Raw genomic sequence first — 17,694 nt, forward strand, 5'->3', positions numbered from 1 at the left:
GGATTGCGACGAAGCGAATACTCGACGTATTCGCGAGGAGCATGACGCGGCGATCGGCCCTTCTGGGGGCCAGCCCCACGAATGATTTTTTCCAAACAGGGGAACGTGCCTTGCCGGCCGTATTGCGGCGTCGATCGTCACTTGTTTGGCTCGGCCAAACGGCGCTCCTCACTCCTTGCACTACGGCCGGCAAGGCACGTTCGCAAGCCCGTTATTAGCGTGAACAGGCCCTAGCCCTGCAATGCGCCGTCCGGCCGGGCCCGGCGGCCCCGATTCCGCTAAAATCGGGCCATGCGCACCACTTCCCAATCGACTGCCTTGTCACCTTCCGTCCGCCGCGCCTGCCGCCCCCGCGTCGCGCCGCGCCCGCCCGTTTCGTTCCGGATGGCCGCCCGATGACCCGCGCCAACCCGCCGGATTTCGACACGGCCGCCTTCCGCCAGGCGCTCGGCCAGTTCGCGACGGGCGTCACGGTGATCACGACGCGCGCACCGTCCGGGCAGCTGATCGGCATCACCGCCAGCTCGTTCAACTCGGTATCGCTCGATCCGCCGCTGGTGCTGTGGAGCCTCGCGCACAAATCGGCATCGACGCCCGTATTCCGCGGCAACAGCCATTACGTGGTGAACGTGCTCGCGGCGTCGCAGCTCGACCTGTGCAAGCGCTTCTCGACCTACAAGGGCGATCGCTTCGAAGGGATCGCGCATGCGGCCGGCAACTCGGGGATGCCCGTGCTCGACGGCGCGCTCGCGTGGTTCGAGTGCCACAACCGCAGCCGCTATGACGAAGGCGACCACGTGATCTTCGTCGGCGAAGTGGAACGCTGCGGCGTGCGGGCCGCATCGGATACGACACCGCCGCTCGTGTTCCACGGCGGCGGCTTCCACGGCCTTACACGGCTTTGATCGCGCCCGTGCGCGCCAGCCCGACCGGCGCGCCGGCTTCGTCCTTCAGCGTCTGCAGCACGATGTTCGAGCGGATGTCCATCACGCCCGGCGCCTTGTAGAGCCGGTTCAGCACGAAATCGGAATAGTGCTTGAGGTTGTGCGCGAGCACGCGCAGCAGATAGTGGCTCTCGCCCGTGACGACGAACGCGCCGACCACCTCCGGCCATTCGCGCAGCGCTTCCGCGAAGCGCTCGTGCCACTGGTTTTCCTCGTTGCGCATCGATACCTGAACGAACGCCTCGAGCTCGAAGCCGAGCTTCTCGCGGCTCAGGCACGCGCGGTAGTGCTCGATCACGCCCTGCTCCTCGAGCAGGCGCATGCGGCGCAGGCAGGCGGATGGCGAAAGCGAAATCCGTTCCGCCAGGTCGAGATTGCTGATTCTGCCCTCCTCCTGCAGTACCGCCAGAATCCGGCAGTCGGTGGCATCGAGCGTGATCGCGTGCATTTTTGGTCCCCGTTTTCCCTCTGAGTCGAATTATCTGCCAATCCGGCGGATTGTCCATGTTTATTTCGCAAGCACTTTCTGCGAGCGTCCACCTATCATTCGAAGCATCGACTTACCGCTTCGTCATGCCATGGACACACTCTGGGACATCTCGCCGCCTGTCAGCCCCGCCACTCCCGTGTGGCCGGGCGATACGCCGGTTTCCGTCGAACGCGTGTGGCGGATGGAGGCCGGCTCGCCGGTCAACGTCGCACGCCTGACGCTGTCGCCCCACACCGGCGCGCACTGCGACGCGCCGCTGCACTACGACGCCGACGGCGCGCCGATCGGCGCCGTGCCGCTCGACACCTACCTCGGCCCGTGCCGCGTGATCCATTGCATCGGCGCGTCGCCCGTCGTGCAGCCGGCCGACATCGCGGCCGCGCTCGACGGCGTGCCGCCGCGCGTGCTGCTGCGCACCTGTGCGCAAGCGCCGGTCGCGCAATGGGACCCCGATTTCTGCGCCGTCGCGCCCGACACAATCGACCTGCTCGCCGCGCGCGGCGTGAAGCTGATCGGCATCGATACGCCGTCGCTCGACCCGCAGGAATCGAAGACGATGGACGCGCATCATCGCGTGCGGGCACACCGGATGGCGATCCTCGAAGGCATCGTGCTCGACGACGTGCCGCCCGGCGACTACGAACTGATCGCGCTGCCGCTGAAGCTCACGACGCTCGACGCGAGCCCGGTGCGCGCGGTGCTGCGCGCGCTGCCCGTGCGTTCCTCCTGATTACCCCGACCTACGACCCCACATCATGATCAAGACCCGTGAAGACGCGCTCGCGCTCGACCGCGACGACCCGCTCGCCCCGCTGCGCGACCAGTTCGCCCTGCCCGACGGCGTGATCTACCTCGACGGCAATTCGCTCGGCGCGCAGCCGCGCGAATCGGCCGCCCGCGCGCAGCAGGTGATCGGCGCCGAATGGGGCGAAGGCCTGATCCGCAGCTGGAACACGGCCGGCTGGTTCGCGCTGCCGCGCCGGCTCGGCGACAAGCTCGCGACGCTGATCGGCGGCGCGCCCGGCGAAACGGTCGTGACCGACACCATCTCGATCAACCTGTTCAAGCTGCTGTCGGCCATGGTGCGCCACCAGGCCGAGCGCGCGCCCGAGCGCCGCGTGATCGTGTCGGAACGCTCGAACTTCCCGACCGACCTGTATATCGCGCAGGGGCTGATCGAACAGCTCGGCGGCGACTACGAACTGCGCCTGATCGACGATCCGGCCGACCTGCCCGATGCGCTCGGCGCGGACACGGCCGTCGCGATGATCACGCACGTGAACTACCGCACCGGCTACATGCACGACATGCCGGCTGTCACGCAGCTCGTGCACGACGCGGGCGCGCTGATGCTGTGGGATCTCGCGCACTCGGCCGGCGCGGTGCCGGTCGACCTGAACGGCGCGCGCGCGGACGGCGCGGTCGGCTGCACGTACAAGTACCTGAACGGCGGCCCCGGTTCGCCCGCGTTCGTATGGGTGTCGCAGCGCCATCACGCGCATTTCTCGCAGCCGCTGTCCGGCTGGTGGGGCCACCGCGCGCCGTTCGCGATGCAACCGGGCTTCGCGCCCGATCCGGGCATCGCGCGCTTCCTGTGCGGCACGCAGCCGATCGTGTCGATGTCGATGGTCGAATGCGGGCTCGACGTGTTCCTGCAGACCGACATGCACGCGATCCGCCGCAAGTCGCTCGCGCTGACCGATGCGTTCATCGCGCTCGTCGAGTCGCGCTGTGCAGGCCTGTCGCTGAAGCTCGTCACGCCGCGCTCGCATCACCAGCGCGGCTCGCAGGCGAGCTTCGAGCATCCGCACGGCTACGAGGTGATGCAGGCGCTGATCGCGCGCGGCGTGATCGGCGACTACCGCGAGCCGTACGTGCTGCGCTTCGGCTTCACGCCGCTCTACACGCGCTTCGCCGACGTGTGGGATGCCGTCGAGACGCTGCGCGACATCCTGGCCACCGAAGCGTGGAAGGCGCCCGAGTTCGCCGAGCGCGGCGCGGTGACCTGACCGGTTCTGCCCGGCGCGCGCCGCACCGACGTGCGGATGACGCGCCGCGCCCCCGTCATTCAATCCTGGAGAAAGTCGTGAATTCTGGTCATATGCAGCCGCCCGGCGACGACGCGCCGGCGGGCTGCCCGTTCTCGGGCGCACGCGCCCCGCATCCGGCACACGAAGCACCGCACGTGCCGGGCGAAACCTCGGGCCAAGCCGGCTGGCACAACGCGCAGCTCGATTTCTCGAAGTCGATGAGCTACGGCGACTACCTGTCGCTGAATTCGATCCTCGACGCGCAGCATCCGCTGTCGCCCGATCACAACGAGATGCTGTTCATCATCCAGCATCAGACCAGCGAGCTGTGGATGAAGCTCGCGTTGTTCGAACTGCGCGGCGCGCTCGATGCGGTGCGCACCGACGCGTTGCCGCCCGCGTTCAAGATGCTCGCGCGCGTGTCGCGCATCCTCGAGCAGCTCGTGCAGGCGTGGAGCGTGCTGTCGACGATGACGCCGTCCGAGTATTCGGCGATGCGGCCGTATCTCGGGCAGTCGTCGGGCTTCCAGTCGTACCAGTATCGCCAGCTCGAATTCCTGCTCGGCAACAAGAACGAGCAGATGCTGCAGCCGCATGCGCACCGGCCCGACATCCTCGAACAGGTGCGCGCGACGCTCGAGGCGCCGTCGTTCTACGACGAGGTCGTGCGCCTGCTCGCGCGGCGCGGTTTCCCGATCGCGGCGGAACGGCTCGAGCGCGACTGGACGCAGCCGACGCGGCACGACGAAACGGTCGAGGCCGCGTGGCTCGAGGTGTACCGTCACCCGCAGCAACACTGGGAGCTGTACGAGATGGCCGAGGAACTGGTCGATCTCGAGGACGCATTCCGCCAGTGGCGCTTCCGTCACGTGACGACCGTCGAGCGCATCATCGGCTTCAAGCAGGGCACGGGCGGCACCAGCGGCGCGCCCTATCTGCGCAAGATGCTCGACGTCGTGCTGTTCCCCGAGCTCTGGCACGTGCGCACCACGCTGTAACGCACGTGATGCGCCCGCACGTCACGACGACGTGCGGGCCAGCTCCTCTCCTTCGCGCGGCATCGACTGCGCGCGCGACAGCCGCGGAATATGCCGCCGCACCGCGAGCAGCGCGACGCACACCACGCCCATCGCGGCGGCCAGCATCGTCAGGTACGCGCTTGCGCCGCCCGTCGTGATCACGATCGCGCCCGCAAACGCGCTGAGGATCGCGCCGAGCCGGCCGAACGCGAGCGCGCTCGCGGTGCCCGTCGCGCGCACCGCCGTCGGGTAGATGTACGCGCAGAGCGCATACATCGTCGACTGCACCGCGTTGACGAACAGCCCGTGCAGGCCGAGCCCGACGATCAGCCAGCCCGTGTGACGGCTCGCATCGACGCCCATCAGCCACACCGCGCTCGCCGCGCCGCCGATGCTGCACAGCGCGAGCGGCCAGCGCGACCCGGCATGCGCGATCGCCCATGCACACAGCAGCGCGCCGATCACGCCGCCGAGGTTGTACGCGGTGAGCCCCGCGCCCGCGACCGACACGCTCAGCCCGCTCGCCGCGAGCATCGTCGGCAGCCAGCTGAACGCCGCATACACGGCCAGCAGACACATGAAGAACGCGCACCACAGCGCGATCGTGTCGCGCGCCTGGCCGCTCGCGAACAGCGCGCCGAAACCGCTGCGTCCACCGGGCACGCGTGCGTCCTTCATATCGGTAAACACGGTGCCCGGCGCGACCGGCCGCTGCATCCGCGCGAGCAGCGCGCCGAGTTCCGGCCAGCGCGCGGGGCGCCGTGCGAGATAACGCGGCGATTCGGGCAGCGCGCGCACGAGCACGAAACCGAGCACGAGCGGCAGCGCGCCACCGGCGAAGAACAGCCCGCGCCAGCCGTAGCGCGGCAACACCTCGTGTGCGAACAGGCCGGCCAGCATGCCGCCGAGCGGCACGCAGACGATCGTCGCCGTCACCATCATCGTGCGGCGCCGCGCGGGCGTGTATTCGGCCGTCATCGTCGTGGCCGTCGGCAGCGCACCGCCGATACCGAGCCCTGCAAAGAAACGCAGTATCGCGATCGCGGTGACATCGGGCGCGAAGCCGATCGCGCAGGTCGCGATGCCGAACAGGAACACGCTGCCGATCACGGCCTGGCGGCGGCCGAAACGATCCGCGACGATGCCCGCGCACGCGCTGCCGATGCCCATCCCGATCAGGCCCGCCGCGACCGCCGGCGCGAACGCGCCGCGCGTGATGCCCCATTCGCGGATCAGCACGGGAATCGCAAAGCCGATCAACTGGCCGTCGAAACCGTCGAGCACGATCGCGAGCGCGGCGAGCAGCACCACGCAGCGCTGCATCGTCGTGAACGGCCCGTCGTCGAGGGTGGTGCCGATGTCGACCGACGGCGGCGGCACTCCGTCGCGCGTGCTCATGCGACCTCCCGTGCGCTGCGCATGCGCGGCAACGTGCGCGAGCGGCGCGCGGCAAGACAACGGCATTCGATGGCTTTCATGGCGTCTCCAGTTGTCCGGGCTGGCGCTGGCGCGTGCCCGGATCTCGTACTGCGCGGTCGGCCGGGCGCAACGCGTCGGCGCCGGCTCCGGTGTCTTGTCCAATCCGTCCCGAGCCGGCGCCATCGCACACGCACGGCGCGCTCGTATCGTTATGCGGCGCAAGCCGGCCGCCGGCCTGATGCTCAGTTCACCCGTGCGTCGATCAGCCGGACGAGCGCGAGCAGCGTCTCGGCGTGCGGCACCGCGACACCCGCTTCGCGCGCAGCCGCGACGACCTTGCCGCTGATCGCGTCGATTTCCGTGCGGCGACCCGCGAGCACGTCCTGCAGCATCGACGGGCGATGGCCGCGATGTTCGTGGATCGCATGCTCGACGTTGCGTGCGATGCGTTCACCGTCGACCGCGATGCCCTTCGCGCGGGCGACGGCGGCCGTCTCGGCCGCGATCGCGAGCGCGAGCCGCGGCCCGTCGTGATGGTTGCCGAGCTGGTCGACCGTGCAGCCGGTCACCGCGCACAGCGTGTTGAGGGCCGCGTTGAACGCCACCTTCTCCCAGATCGCGGCCCACACGTCGGCATCGAGCGTGCACGCGAGCCCCGCGCGCGACAGCGCGTCGACCACCGCCTTCGCGACCGGGCGGGCCGCGCCGTCGGCCGTCATCATGCGGATCGTGCCCGCGCCGTGCGAGCGAACGTGCGCGGGCCCCGCGGCGTCGGCCGGCCACGTCGTCACGCCGACCAGGATCCGCTCGAGCGGCACGAACGCATTCAGCATTTCGACGTTGCCGAGCCCGTTCTGCAACGTCAGCACGTACGTGCGCGGCGTCAGCAACGCGCGCACGCCGTCGAGCGCGCTGCGCGTGTGCAGCGATTTCGTGAAAACGATCAGCAGGTCGAACGGTGTGTCGGGCGACGCGGCCGCGGCCGCATTCGCGGCGTCCGGCCGCACGGCCTGCAAATCGCGGACGCGCCGTTCGCCGCGATCGTCGTCGATGCGCAGCCCGTCGCGGCGGATCGCATCGAGATGCGCATCGTTCACGTCGATCAATGTGACGGCCTCACCGCTTTCGGCCAGCAGCCCGCCGAACAGCGAGCCCATCGCGCCCGCGCCCAGAATCGCGATCCTCATCGTCATGGCCTCGTCAGAACGGATAGTGGCGTGGCGCCGTCTGCACGGTGATCCAGCGCAGGTCCGTGAACGCCGCGATGCCGGCCTTGCCGCCGAAGTGGCCGAAGCCGCTGTCCTTCACGCCGCCGAACGGCATCTGCGCCTCGTCGTGCACGGTCGGGCCGTTCACGTGGCAGATGCCCGATTCGATGCGTGCCGCGACGCGCATCGCACGCGCGACATCGCGGCTGAACACGGCCGACGACAGCCCGAACGCGTTGTCGTTCGCGCAGCGGATCGCCGCCGCCTCGCCGTCGACGCGCACGATGCCCTTCACTGGGCCGAACGATTCTTCCGCGTAGATGCGCATCGCCGGCGTCACGTGGTCGAGCAGCGTCGCCGGGAACAGCGTGCTGTCGGCCTTGCCGCCGCACCGCAGTGTCGCGCCGTGCGCAAGCGCGTCGTCGATCAGCGCGTTGCAGCGTTCGACGGCCTTCATGTCGATCAGCGAACCGAGGACGACGGGCCCGTTGCGAGGATCGCCGAGCGGCAGCGATGCAGCCTTGGCGGCGAGCTTCGTGACGAACGTATCGGCGATCGACGCGTCGACGATGATCCGCTCGGTCGACATGCAGATCTGCCCGGAATTCGCGAACGCGCCGAATGCGGCCGCCGCGACCGCCGCGTCGATATCCGCATCGTCGAGCACGACGAACGGCGCCTTGCCGCCGAGCTCCAGCACCGACGGCTTCAGGTGGCGCGCGCATGCTTCGGCGACGATCCGCCCGACGCGCGTCGAGCCCGTGAAATTCACGCGGCGCACGGCCGGATGCGCAATCAACGCATCGACGACGGCGCCCGCGTCCTCAGGCGCGTTCGTCACGAAATTGACGACGCCCGGCGGCAGCCCGGCCTCCTGCAGCGCCTCGACGATCAACCCGTGCGTGACGGGGCACAGCTCCGAACCCTTCAGCACGACCGTGTTGCCGCACGCGAGCGGCAGCGCGAGCGCGCGCGTCGCGAGGATCACCGGCGCGTTCCACGGTGCAATGCCGAGCACGACGCCGGCCGGCTGCCGCACGCCCATCGCGAGCGAGCCGGGCACGTCGGACGGAATCAGCTCGCCGCCAATCTGCGTGGTCAGCGACGCGGCCTCGACGAGCCCGCTCGCGGCAAGGTGCACGTTGAAGCCGGCCCACAGCGCGGACGCGCCCGTCTCGGCCGCCATCGCGGCGACGAACTGCTCGTGCTTCGCTTCGAGCGCGGCGGCCGCCTTCAGCAGCAGCGCGCGGCGCGCACCGGGCCCAAGCGCGGCCCATTCGGGAAACGCGCGGGCGGCCGCGTCGGCCGCCGCACGCGCATCGTCGACGGTGCACGCGGGCGCTACGGACGCGATTTCGCCGTCGAGCGGGTTGCGGCGCACGAAGGTCGCGCCGCTGGACGAATGGCGGCGTTCGCCGCCGATCAGCATCGATACGGTTTGCATGGATTCTCCGCAAAAGACGCGCGCCGCGCGTCAGGCAATCTCGACTTCGACGACGACCGGCGTCGTGGCCTGCAGCGCGTCGGTCAGCGTATCGCGCAGGCGCGCCGCGTCGGCGACGCGCACGCCGCGGCAGCCCATCCCTTCGGCGAGCGCGACGAAATTCAGGTCGGGCAGATCGGTGCCCTGCACGGGGTCGCCGGGGCCGAAGCCGAACACCGGCGCGAAATCCTGCAGCGCCGCGTAGCGCCGGTTGTTCAGGATCACGAACGTGATCGGCAGCTTCAGTTGCGCGGCGCTCCACAATGCCTGGATCGAATACAGGCTCGATCCGTCGCCGATCAGCCCGATCACGCGCCGGCCCGGCTGCGCGAGCGCGACGCCGACGGCGGCCGGCATCCCGTAACCGAGCCCGCCGCTGTCCATCGTGTAGAACGTGCCGCTGCGCGTGAACGGCAGGTGTTCCTGCATCACGGGCCGCGCGCTCGGCGCTTCCTCCACGACGATGTCGTGCGCGTCGCGCACGTCGGCGAGCGTCTGCAGCGCGAACGCGGCCGACATGCGCTCGCCGGCGGCCGGCGCGTCGACGCGCACGCGCGACGGCCGCGGCGCGGGCATCGGCCGCTCGGGCGGCGCCGGGCGCGCCAGCAGGTCGCGCGCAGCAAGGCGCAGGTTGCCGACGACCGCGTCGCCCGACGGCGTCCACGCGGCGACGCCCGGATCGTCGACGAGTTGCACGAGCGCCGCACCCGGCGGCACGTGCGGGCCGAAGCCTTCGATGTGATAGGTGAACGCGGGCGCGCCGAACGCGAAAACGAGGTCGTGCCCGTCGAGCCGCGCGACGATCTTCTCGCGGATCGCGGGCAGGAAGCCGCCGAACAGCGGATGGTCCTCGGGGAAGCTGCAGCGGCCCGACATCGGCGCGACGTACGCGCGCGCCCGGTGCCGCTCGGCGAGTCGCACGACGTCGTCCCACGCGCCTGCACGATCGACCGCCGCGCCGACCACGAGCGCGGGACGACGCGCAGCGTCGAGCGCATCGCCGAGCCGCGCGAGCGCGTCGGGATCGGGCCGCACGACGCTGCTGACGTCGCGCCGTGGCAGCAGCTCGGCCGGCTGGTCCCAGTCGTCGACGGGAATCGACACGAACACCGGGCCGCGCGGCTCCTGCATCGCGATGCGGTATGCCCGCGCGATCGCGGCCGGCACGTCCTGCGCGCGCGCCGGCTCGATGCTCCATTTCACGTACGGCTTCGGCAGTTCGGCGGCCTGCGTCGCGCCGAGGAATGGATCGAACGGCAGGATCGCGCGCGCCTGCTGGCCCGCGGTGACGATCAGCGGCGTGCGGTTCTTGAACGCGGTGAAAAGGTTGCCCATCGCGTTGCCGACGCCCGCCGCGGAATGCAGGTTGACGACCGCTGCATTGCCGGTGGCCTGCGCATGGCCGTCGGCCATCCCGACCACGACGGCCTCGTGCAGGCCGAGCACGTAACGGAAATCGGCCGGGAAATCGCGAAACATCGGCAGTTCGGTCGAACCGGGATTACCGAACACGCGGTCGATGCCGAACTGGCGAAGCAGGTCGATGACCGCGTCGCGAACGGTGACGGGTGCGGCGGATGGGGGCGGATGGCCGGACATGCTCGGGTGTCTCCTCGATGGCTTGGCGGTTTCCACAGTATCGAAGCGCAAGCCATTCTCGGATACTGTATTTTTTGCGATAAGCCATTACATTCCGGCATGACCTTCGATCTCCGACAATTGCGCGCCTTCACGACGATCGTCGCGTGCGGCAGCCTCGGCCGCGCGGCCGATGCGCTGCATGTGACGCAACCGGCGCTGAGCCGGATCCTGAAGCGGCTCGAGGACCAGGTGGGCGCGCCGCTGTTCGAGCGCCATTCGAAGGGCGTGCAGCTCACCGCGTTCGGCGACGCGCTGCTGCCGCACGCGACGCTGCTGCAGCACGAGGCCGAGCACGCGCGCGAGGAGCTCGACGCGATGCGCGGGTTCGCGAAGGGCACGATCAAGGTCGGCGCGGTGGGCAGTATCGCGAGCCTCGTGCTGCCGGTCGCGGTCGGCCGCGTGCTCGACCGCTGGCCGAACCTGCGCGTCGAGATCATCGAAGGCGTGTGGGACCGGCTCGCCGAAGGGCTGAACAAGCACGAGATCGATCTCGCGCTGTCCGCGCACGGGCCCGACACCGACGAGATCGTCGCGATTCCCGAGTGCCGCTGGGAAGATCGCAGCCATATCGTTGCGGCGCCGCACCATCCGCTGCGCGCGCTCGGCCGCGCGCCGACGCTCGCCGATACGCTGGATGCACGCTGGGCGATTCCGCCGCGCGGCACCGCGCCGTTCGACCACATGCGCGCGACCTTCGACGCGCACGGGCTCGCGCTGCCCGACATCGCAGTCGAGACGCGCTCGGTCACGACGCTGAAGAGCCTCGTCGCGCACGCGGGTTTCCTGAGCTGGATGGCCGAGCCGATGTACGGCGCCGAGCAGCGCGCCGGCACGATCGACACGCTGCCCGTGCGCGAGGTCGTCGCGGTGCGCACGCTCACCGCGTTCCGGCGCCGCCACGGGATCCTGCCGGGGCCGGCCGGCAAGCTGCTCGACGAACTCGTCGCGCTCACGCGCGAAGGACGCTGACCGCATTTCCCGGACGGCCGCCCGTTCCCCGCCTCTTCCCGCCCTGCCCGCGCGCCGCCGCAGCGCACCATCGAAATGCCGTTTCCCCGCCTTGACTTTCGTTCGCCCGAATACGATCATTCGCTCACACGACGAGCAAATGATCTCGCCGACAGGAAAGACTGGCACGAACAGGAGACACCGGATGAGCGAATCGTCCTCCGCCCGCGCGCCCGTGCTGCTGCACATCGGCGCGGGCTCGTTTCACCGCGCGCACCAGGCGTGGTATCTGCATCGCGTGAACACGGCCGTGCCGGCCGACGAACGCTGGTCGCTGACCGTCGGCAACATCCGCGACGACATGCGCGCGACGATGGAAGCGCTGGCCGCGCAGCACGGCGAATACACGCTCGAAACCGTCACGCCGCAAGGCGAGCGCGCGTACGAGACGATCCGTGCGATCACGCGCGTGCTGCCGTGGTCGATCGACCTCGCCGCGCTGATCGACGCCGGCGCCGATCCGGCCTGCCGGATCGTGTCGTTCACCGTCACCGAAGGCGGCTACTACCTCGACGAACACAACCGGCTCGACATCGCGAACGCCGATCTCGCGGCCGACCTGCAGGGCGCGCGCACGACGCTGTACGGCGCGCTCGCGGCGCTGCTCGCCGAACGCATGACGCGCGGCGCGGGCCCGCTGACGCTGCAGAGCTGCGACAACCTGCGCAACAACGGCGCGCGCTTTCGCGCGGGAATGCGCGAATTCCTCGAGCGGCGCGGGCAGGCCGACCTGCTCGCGTGGTTCGACGCGAACGTCGCCACGCCGAGCGCGATGGTCGACCGCATCACGCCGCGCCCGACGGCCGACGTGCGCGAGCGCGTGCTGGCGGCCACCGGCATCGACGACGCGTGCCCGGTGATGGGCGAATCGTTCATCCAGTGGGTGATCGAGGACCGCTTCGCGGCCGGCCGGCCGCGCTGGGAGCTGGCCGGCGCCGAACTCGTCGACGACGTGCACCCGTATGAGGAAGCGAAGATCCGCATCCTCAACGCGACGCACAGCTGCATCGCGTGGGCCGGCACGCTCGCGGGCCACACGTATATCCACGAAGGCACGCACGACGCGGCGATCCGCCGCTTCGCGCACGACTACGTGACGCAGGACGTGATCCCGTGCCTCACCCCGAGCCCGCTCGATCTCGCGCGCTACCGCGACGTCGTGCTCGAACGCTTCGGCAATCCGTACGTGCTCGACACGAACCAGCGCGTCGCGGCCGACGGCTTCTCGAAGATCCCCGGCTTCATCGCGCCGACGCTCGCCGAATCGTTCGCGCGCGGCGCGGCGCCGGTCGCCACCGCCGTGCTGCCCGCGCTGTTCCTGCGTTTTCTCGAACGCTGGGCGCGCGGCACGCTGCCGTACGCGTACCAGGACGGCGTGATGGACGAAAGCGCCGCGCGGGCGATCGTCGATGCCGACGACCCGGTCGTCGCGCTGTGCGCGAGCCGCCCGCTGTGGGGCTCGCTCGCCGGCAACGCGGCGCTGTACGAGGCGCTGCGCGCCGGGCTCGCGTGGGTCGACACCTGGCTCGCGCCGCGCTGACGCGCGGCAGCCGGCGCCCGGCCGCACGGGCCGGGCGAACCTGCTTGGCACATGCCGGGCAGCACGGCTAAAGTAGCGGCTCCTCTCTGACGGAACGGATCGCTCATGTATCTCGGCATCGACCTCGGCACCTCGGAAGTGAAGGTGCTGCTGCTCGCCCCGGACGGCGCGGTCGTCGGCACCGCCGGCTCGCCGTTCACGGTGTCGCGGCCGCATCCGCGCTGGGCCGAACAACATCCGGACGACTGGTGGCAAGGCACGCTCGCCGCGCTCGCGGCGCTGCGCGAACGGCATCCGCAAGCGTTCGCGCAGGTGCGCGGCATCGGCCTGTCGGGCCAGATGCACGGCGCCGTGCTGCTCGGCCGCGACGACCGCGTGCTGCGCCCCGCGATCCTGTGGAACGACATGCGCAGCGCCGACGAATGTGCGCTGCTCACCGAACGCGCACCCGATCTCCATGCACTGGCCGGCAATCTCGCGATGCCGGGCTTCACCGCACCGAAACTGCTGTGGGTCGCGAAACACGAACCCGACGTATTCGCAGCCACCGCGTGCGTGCTGATGCCGAAGGACTACCTGCGGTTCCGGCTGACCGGCGCGAAGGTGTCGGACCCGTCGGACGCGGCCGGCACGCTGTGGCTCGACGTCGCGCGCCGCGACTGGTCCGACGCGCTGCTCGCCGCATGCGGGATGACGCGCGACCAGATGCCCCGCATCGTCGAGGGCAACGCACCGTCGGGCACGCTGCGCGCCGATATCGCACGCGAACTCGGGCTGTCGGAGGCCGTCGTGGTGGCGGGCGGCGGCGGCGACAACGCGACCAGCGCACTCGGCATCGGCGCGATCCACGCGGGCGACGGCTTCGTGTCGCTCGGCACGTCGGGCGTGCTGAGCGTGGTCGGCGACCGCTTCATGCCGAATCCCGCGTCGGCCGTGCATGCGTTCTGCCATGCGATTCCCGATCGCTGGCAATTGATGAGCGTCGTGCTGTCGGCCGCGAGCTGCCTGCGCTGGGTCTGCAAGCTGACCGGCACCGACGAGCCCGCGCTGCTCGCCGAAGTCGCGGCGCTCGACGCCGACGCGCTCGCGACGGCGCCGCTGTTCCTGCCCTACCTGTCCGGCGAGCGCACGCCGCACAACGATCCGTATGCGCAGGGCGTGTTCTTCGGGATGACGCACGCGACCGAGCGCGCGCATCTCGGCTACGCGGTGCTCGAAGGCGTGACGCTCGGCCTCGCCGACGGCTTCGACGCGCTGCATGCGGCCGGCATCGAAACCGACCAGTTGTCGCTGATCGGCGGCGGCGCGCGCAGCGCGTTCTGGGCGCAGCTGATCGCCGACGCGCTGAACGTGCGCACGCGCCAGATCGGCGGCGGCGAAACCGGTGCGGCGCTCGGCGCGGCCCGGCTCGGCTGGCTGGCCGTCGGCGGCGATCCGCATACGGTGCTGACCAAGCCGCCCGTGCGTGCCGACTACGCACCGGACGCCGCGCGCCATGCGCTGCTGCGCGAACGCCTCGACGCGTTCCGCACGCTGTACCGTCACGTGCGGCCGCTGTACGAACCGTCGCGCGCACGGCTCGCGTAAGCGCCGCGGTCGCGCGCACCGGCCGCCGGCCGCACGCGCGACATGCGGTACAGTGGATGCCGTCGTGCGGCCCGCCGGCCGGCCCGCGGGCGGCCCCCCAGCTCCGAACCGAATCGCTATCGTGTCCAAGTCCTCAGAAAAACTCGATCTCGCCACGCGTGCCGCGTGGCTCTACTACGTCGCGGGCGACACGCAGAACGAAATCGCCGAAAAGCTGCAGGTGTCGCGCCCCGTCGCGCAGCGCCTCGTCGCGTTCGCGGTCGAGAAGAACCTGATCCGCGTGCGCGTCGACCACCAGCTCGCCGACTGCCTCGATCTCGGCGCGCAGCTGTCGAAGCGCTACGGCCTCGCGATGTGCGAAGTCGTGCCCGTCGATGCCGATGCGCCCGACGCGATCGACCGCAAGCTCGCGGTCGCCGGCGCGCAGGTGATGGAGCGCTACCTGGGCGAGACGCGGCCGATGGTGATCGCCGTCAGCAGCGGCCGGACGCTGAAGGCCGCGGTCGCGCAGATCGCGCAGATCGAGCGCCCGCAGCACCGGCTCGTGTCGATGGTCGGCGCGATCGCGGCCGACGGATCGTCGAACCGCTACGACGTCGCGCAGTACATCTCCGAGAAGACCGGCAGCAAGCACTTCCTGCTGCCCGCGCCGCTGTTCGCCGACAGCGCGGCCGAGCGCGCGCAGTGGTGCAACCACCGGCTGTACCGGATCGTCGAGGCGCTGTCGGGCAAGGCCGACGTCGCGTTCGTCGGGATCGGCAACATCGGCCCGCACTGCCCGCTCTACGAAGACGGCTTCATCACCGAACAGGAGCGCGACGAGATGACCGCGCTCGGCGCGGTGGCCGAACTGCTCGGCATGCCGATCGACGCGCAGGGCAAGCTGATCGACGTATCGACCGGCACGCGCGTGACGAGCGTGTCGCTCGCCACGCCGCCGAAGCGCCCGACGATCGCGTTCGCGGGCGGCCCGAAGAAACGCGACGCGGTGATCGCCGCGTTGCGCGGCCGCTGGATGTCGGGGCTCGTCACCGACGAAACCTGCGCGCGCGCCGCGCTCGACGCGAAGGCGGACTGAGTCCTCAGCCGGACGCTCAGGCCGCGCGCGGCGCCGGAAACGCATGCCGGCGCGCACGCCACGCGCCGACCCACGCGGCCGCCAGCAGCGCGACGAGCACCCACGGAATCGCACCGGCGCCGGTGGCGCCGAGCAGCATCCCGCCCGCGATGCCGCCCCCGGCGATCGCGAGGTTCCACACCGTCACGAGCATCGACTGCGCGACGTCGGCGGCGTCCCCCGCCGCATTCGCGGTGGCCGTCTGGAACAGCGTCGGCGCGCCGCCGAACGCGAGCCCCCACAGCGCGACGCCCGCATAGATGATCGTCATCCCCGATCCGGCGCCGAGCATCACCGCCGCGAGCGCGAACAGCGCGATGCTGGCGAGCGTCAGACGCCGTTGCGCGGCGCCGATCCACGCGCCCGTCAGCGCGATGCCGACCAGCGACGCGACGCCGAACACGAACAGCACCACATCGACCTGCGCACCCATCCGCACGCCCGCGAGAAACGGCGCGACGTACGTGTACAGCATGTTGTGCGCGAGCACGTACGCGAACATCACGATCAGGACCGGCCGTACGCCCGGCAGCGTCATCACGCCGAGCACCGGTTCGCGCGCGCCGGCCTGCTGCCCCGGGTAATCGGGCAAGCGCAAGCGGATCCAGCCGATCAGCGCGAGCGCCGCGAGCGTGATCAACGCGAACGCGACGCGCCAGCCGAGCGCCGCGCCCAGCGCGGTGCCGGCCGGAATGCCGATCGACATCGCGACCGGCGCGCCGAGCATCGCGACCGCGATCGCGCGGCCGCGCAACGACGCGTCGACCATCCGGCTCGCATAACCGGCCAGCAACGCCCACAGCAGCCCGGCCGACATGCCCGCGACGAAGCGCGCGACGAGCGTGAGCGCGTAGTACGGCGACACGGCGGTCAGCGCATTCGACACGACGAAGCCGGCCAGCGCCATGAGCAGCAAGCGGCGCCGGCGCATCGCGCGGGTCGCGGCCACGAGCGGAATCGCCGCGACGATCGAGCCGAGCGCATACACGGTCACGAGCTGGCCGATCAGCGCGGCAGGCACGCGCAGGTCGACGCTCATCAGCGGCAGCAGGCCGGCCGGCAATGCCTCGGTAAGGATCGTGATGAAGGCGGCCGTCGCGAGCGCCAGCAGGTTCGCGACCGGCAGGCGCTCGTCGGCGGGCGCGCGATCGAGCGCGGCGTCCGGTTCGGCGCAGGACGCGGTGACAGGCTGGGATGACATGGCGTGACCTCGAACAGTGAAGGAACGCCCATCGTAAGGAGCCGACGCGAGAAGAAAAACCGGGTTAGAGTTCCGGACAATCCGGACGTCGATGTCCGCAATCGGGATCTTGCATGGAAAATCTGGGCGGCTTCGTCGTGTTCGTGCAGGTCGCGGAAACGCGCAGTTTCGTCGCGGCCGGCCGCGCGCTCGGGCTGTCGGCATCGGCGATCGGCAAGCGCATCGCGCGGCTCGAGGCGCGCCTGAACGTGCGGCTGTTTCACCGCAGCACGCGCAGCATCACGCTGACCGCCGAAGGCACGCGCTTTCTCGAACGGTGCCGGCGCGTGATCGCCGAGATCGACGCGGCCGAGCAGGAACTGAAGTACAGCGCCGAAGCGCCGCGCGGGCGTTTGCGCGTGAGCCTGCCGACGATCGGCACGCTGCTGCTGCCGGTGCTCGCCGACTTCATGGCCGCGTATCCGGAGATCGAACTCGATATCGATTTCAGCGACCGACTCGTCGACGTCGTCGAAGAAGGTTTCGACGCGGTGCTGCGCACCGGCCAGCCGTCGGATTCGCGGCTGTCGTCGCGGCTGCTCGGCCATTTCCGCCAGCACCTCGTCGCGTCGCCCGACTATCTCGACCGGCACGGCACGCCGCACACGCCGGCCGATCTCGCGCGCCACCGCTGCCTGCACTACCGTTTCCCGAGCAGCGGCAAGCTCGAAACCTGGCCACTGCGCGTGCCGCGCTCGGGCACGCCGCCCGACGTGCCCGTATCGATGGTCAGCAACAGCGCGGAAACGCGCCTGTGCTTCGCGCTGCGCGGGCTCGGCATCGCGTGCCTGCCCGAATTCTTCGTGCACGGCGCGCTCGATGGCGGCACGCTGCGTGCGGTGCTCGACGAACACGTCGCGAGCCGCACGCCGCTCTATGCACTGTGGCCGTCAGGCCGCCATCCGACGCCGAAGCTGCGCGCGTTCGTCGATTACATGGCCGCGCATTTGCACCTGTGAGCGCGGCCG

General features: G+C 70.4%; 15 protein-coding genes. 9 read left to right on the forward strand and 6 right to left on the reverse strand.

Annotated elements, in window-relative coordinates:
• The first annotated feature begins 395 nt into the window (after positions 1-395).
• Positions 396-905, forward strand: a complete 510-nt coding sequence (locus ACN22W_RS14400) for a flavin reductase family protein (RefSeq protein WP_129512833.1) — start codon at positions 396-398, stop codon at positions 903-905.
• On the opposite strand, the gene ACN22W_RS14405 is transcribed toward ACN22W_RS14400, so the two are convergent.
• Complete coding sequence (locus tag ACN22W_RS14405; RefSeq protein WP_006477992.1) at positions 892-1,392, reverse strand: Lrp/AsnC family transcriptional regulator; 501 nt, start codon at positions 1,390-1,392, stop codon at positions 892-894. The two genes, ACN22W_RS14400 and ACN22W_RS14405, sit on opposite strands and share 14 nt — an antisense overlap.
• A 130-nt stretch (positions 1,393-1,522) precedes the next feature.
• Between ACN22W_RS14405 and kynB the strand changes: the two genes are divergently transcribed.
• The 3 genes from kynB (at position 1,523) to kynA (ending at position 4,462) form a co-directional block, all read left to right on the forward strand.
• Positions 1,523-2,164 carry an arylformamidase gene (gene kynB / locus ACN22W_RS14410; protein WP_419685166.1) on the forward strand — a complete coding sequence of 214 codons (642 nt, stop codon included), beginning with the start codon at positions 1,523-1,525 and terminating at the stop codon, positions 2,162-2,164.
• A gap of 25 nt (positions 2,165-2,189) precedes the next feature.
• Positions 2,190-3,443: a kynureninase gene (kynU, locus tag ACN22W_RS14415; RefSeq protein ID WP_419685168.1), complete on the forward strand. Its 1,254-nt coding sequence runs from the start codon at positions 2,190-2,192 to the stop codon at positions 3,441-3,443.
• 92 nt (positions 3,444-3,535) lie between these two features.
• Complete coding sequence (gene kynA, locus ACN22W_RS14420; RefSeq protein ID WP_419687429.1) at positions 3,536-4,462, forward strand: tryptophan 2,3-dioxygenase; 927 nt, start codon at positions 3,536-3,538, stop codon at positions 4,460-4,462.
• Between the two features lie 21 nt (positions 4,463-4,483).
• Here kynA and ACN22W_RS14425 read toward each other — a convergent pair whose 3' ends face one another.
• From ACN22W_RS14425 to mdlC, 4 genes are all read right to left on the reverse strand, one after another.
• Positions 4,484-5,881: an MFS transporter gene (locus ACN22W_RS14425; RefSeq protein ID WP_419685170.1), complete on the reverse strand. Its 1,398-nt coding sequence runs from the start codon at positions 5,879-5,881 to the stop codon at positions 4,484-4,486.
• Between the two features lie 263 nt (positions 5,882-6,144).
• Positions 6,145-7,089: a ketopantoate reductase family protein gene (locus ACN22W_RS14430; RefSeq protein ID WP_419685172.1), complete on the reverse strand. Its 945-nt coding sequence runs from the start codon at positions 7,087-7,089 to the stop codon at positions 6,145-6,147.
• 13 nt (positions 7,090-7,102) lie between these two features.
• Positions 7,103-8,554 carry an aldehyde dehydrogenase gene (locus ACN22W_RS14435; RefSeq protein WP_419685174.1) on the reverse strand — a complete coding sequence of 484 codons (1,452 nt, stop codon included), beginning with the start codon at positions 8,552-8,554 and terminating at the stop codon, positions 7,103-7,105.
• Between the two features lie 30 nt (positions 8,555-8,584).
• Positions 8,585-10,192, reverse strand: coding sequence for a benzoylformate decarboxylase (gene mdlC / locus ACN22W_RS14440; RefSeq protein ID WP_419685176.1), 1,608 nt, complete (start codon positions 10,190-10,192; stop codon positions 8,585-8,587).
• A gap of 99 nt (positions 10,193-10,291) precedes the next feature.
• Here mdlC and ACN22W_RS14445 point away from each other — a divergent pair, with 99 nt between their 5' ends.
• The 4 genes from ACN22W_RS14445 to ACN22W_RS14460 all read left to right on the forward strand — a co-directional run bounded on the left by ACN22W_RS14445 (position 10,292) and on the right by ACN22W_RS14460 (position 15,447).
• Positions 10,292-11,203 (forward strand): LysR family transcriptional regulator, encoded by a 912-nt coding sequence (locus ACN22W_RS14445; RefSeq protein ID WP_048245209.1) that lies wholly within the window; start codon positions 10,292-10,294, stop codon positions 11,201-11,203.
• Positions 11,204-11,387: 184 nt separating this feature from the next.
• Positions 11,388-12,782 (forward strand): D-arabinitol 4-dehydrogenase, encoded by a 1,395-nt coding sequence (gene dalD, locus ACN22W_RS14450; RefSeq protein ID WP_419685178.1) that lies wholly within the window; start codon positions 11,388-11,390, stop codon positions 12,780-12,782.
• Between the two features lie 105 nt (positions 12,783-12,887).
• Positions 12,888-14,369 (forward strand): xylulokinase, encoded by a 1,482-nt coding sequence (gene xylB / locus ACN22W_RS14455; RefSeq protein ID WP_419685180.1) that lies wholly within the window; start codon positions 12,888-12,890, stop codon positions 14,367-14,369.
• Positions 14,370-14,490: 121 nt separating this feature from the next.
• On the forward strand, positions 14,491-15,447 hold the full coding sequence (locus tag ACN22W_RS14460; RefSeq protein WP_419685182.1) for a sugar-binding transcriptional regulator: 957 nt from the start codon (positions 14,491-14,493) through the stop codon (positions 15,445-15,447).
• Positions 15,448-15,463: 16 nt separating this feature from the next.
• On the opposite strand, the gene ACN22W_RS14465 is transcribed toward ACN22W_RS14460, so the two are convergent.
• Positions 15,464-16,687 carry an MFS transporter gene (locus tag ACN22W_RS14465; RefSeq protein WP_419685184.1) on the reverse strand — a complete coding sequence of 408 codons (1,224 nt, stop codon included), beginning with the start codon at positions 16,685-16,687 and terminating at the stop codon, positions 15,464-15,466.
• A 113-nt stretch (positions 16,688-16,800) separates the two neighbouring features.
• Between ACN22W_RS14465 and ACN22W_RS14470 the strand changes: the two genes are divergently transcribed.
• Positions 16,801-17,685, forward strand: coding sequence for a LysR family transcriptional regulator (locus ACN22W_RS14470; protein WP_419685186.1), 885 nt, complete (start codon positions 16,801-16,803; stop codon positions 17,683-17,685).
• Positions 17,686-17,694 lie beyond the last annotated feature (9 nt).

Source organism: Burkholderia theae (assembly GCF_048565265.1).
Classification (GTDB): Bacteria; Pseudomonadota; Gammaproteobacteria; order Burkholderiales; family Burkholderiaceae; genus Burkholderia; species Burkholderia theae.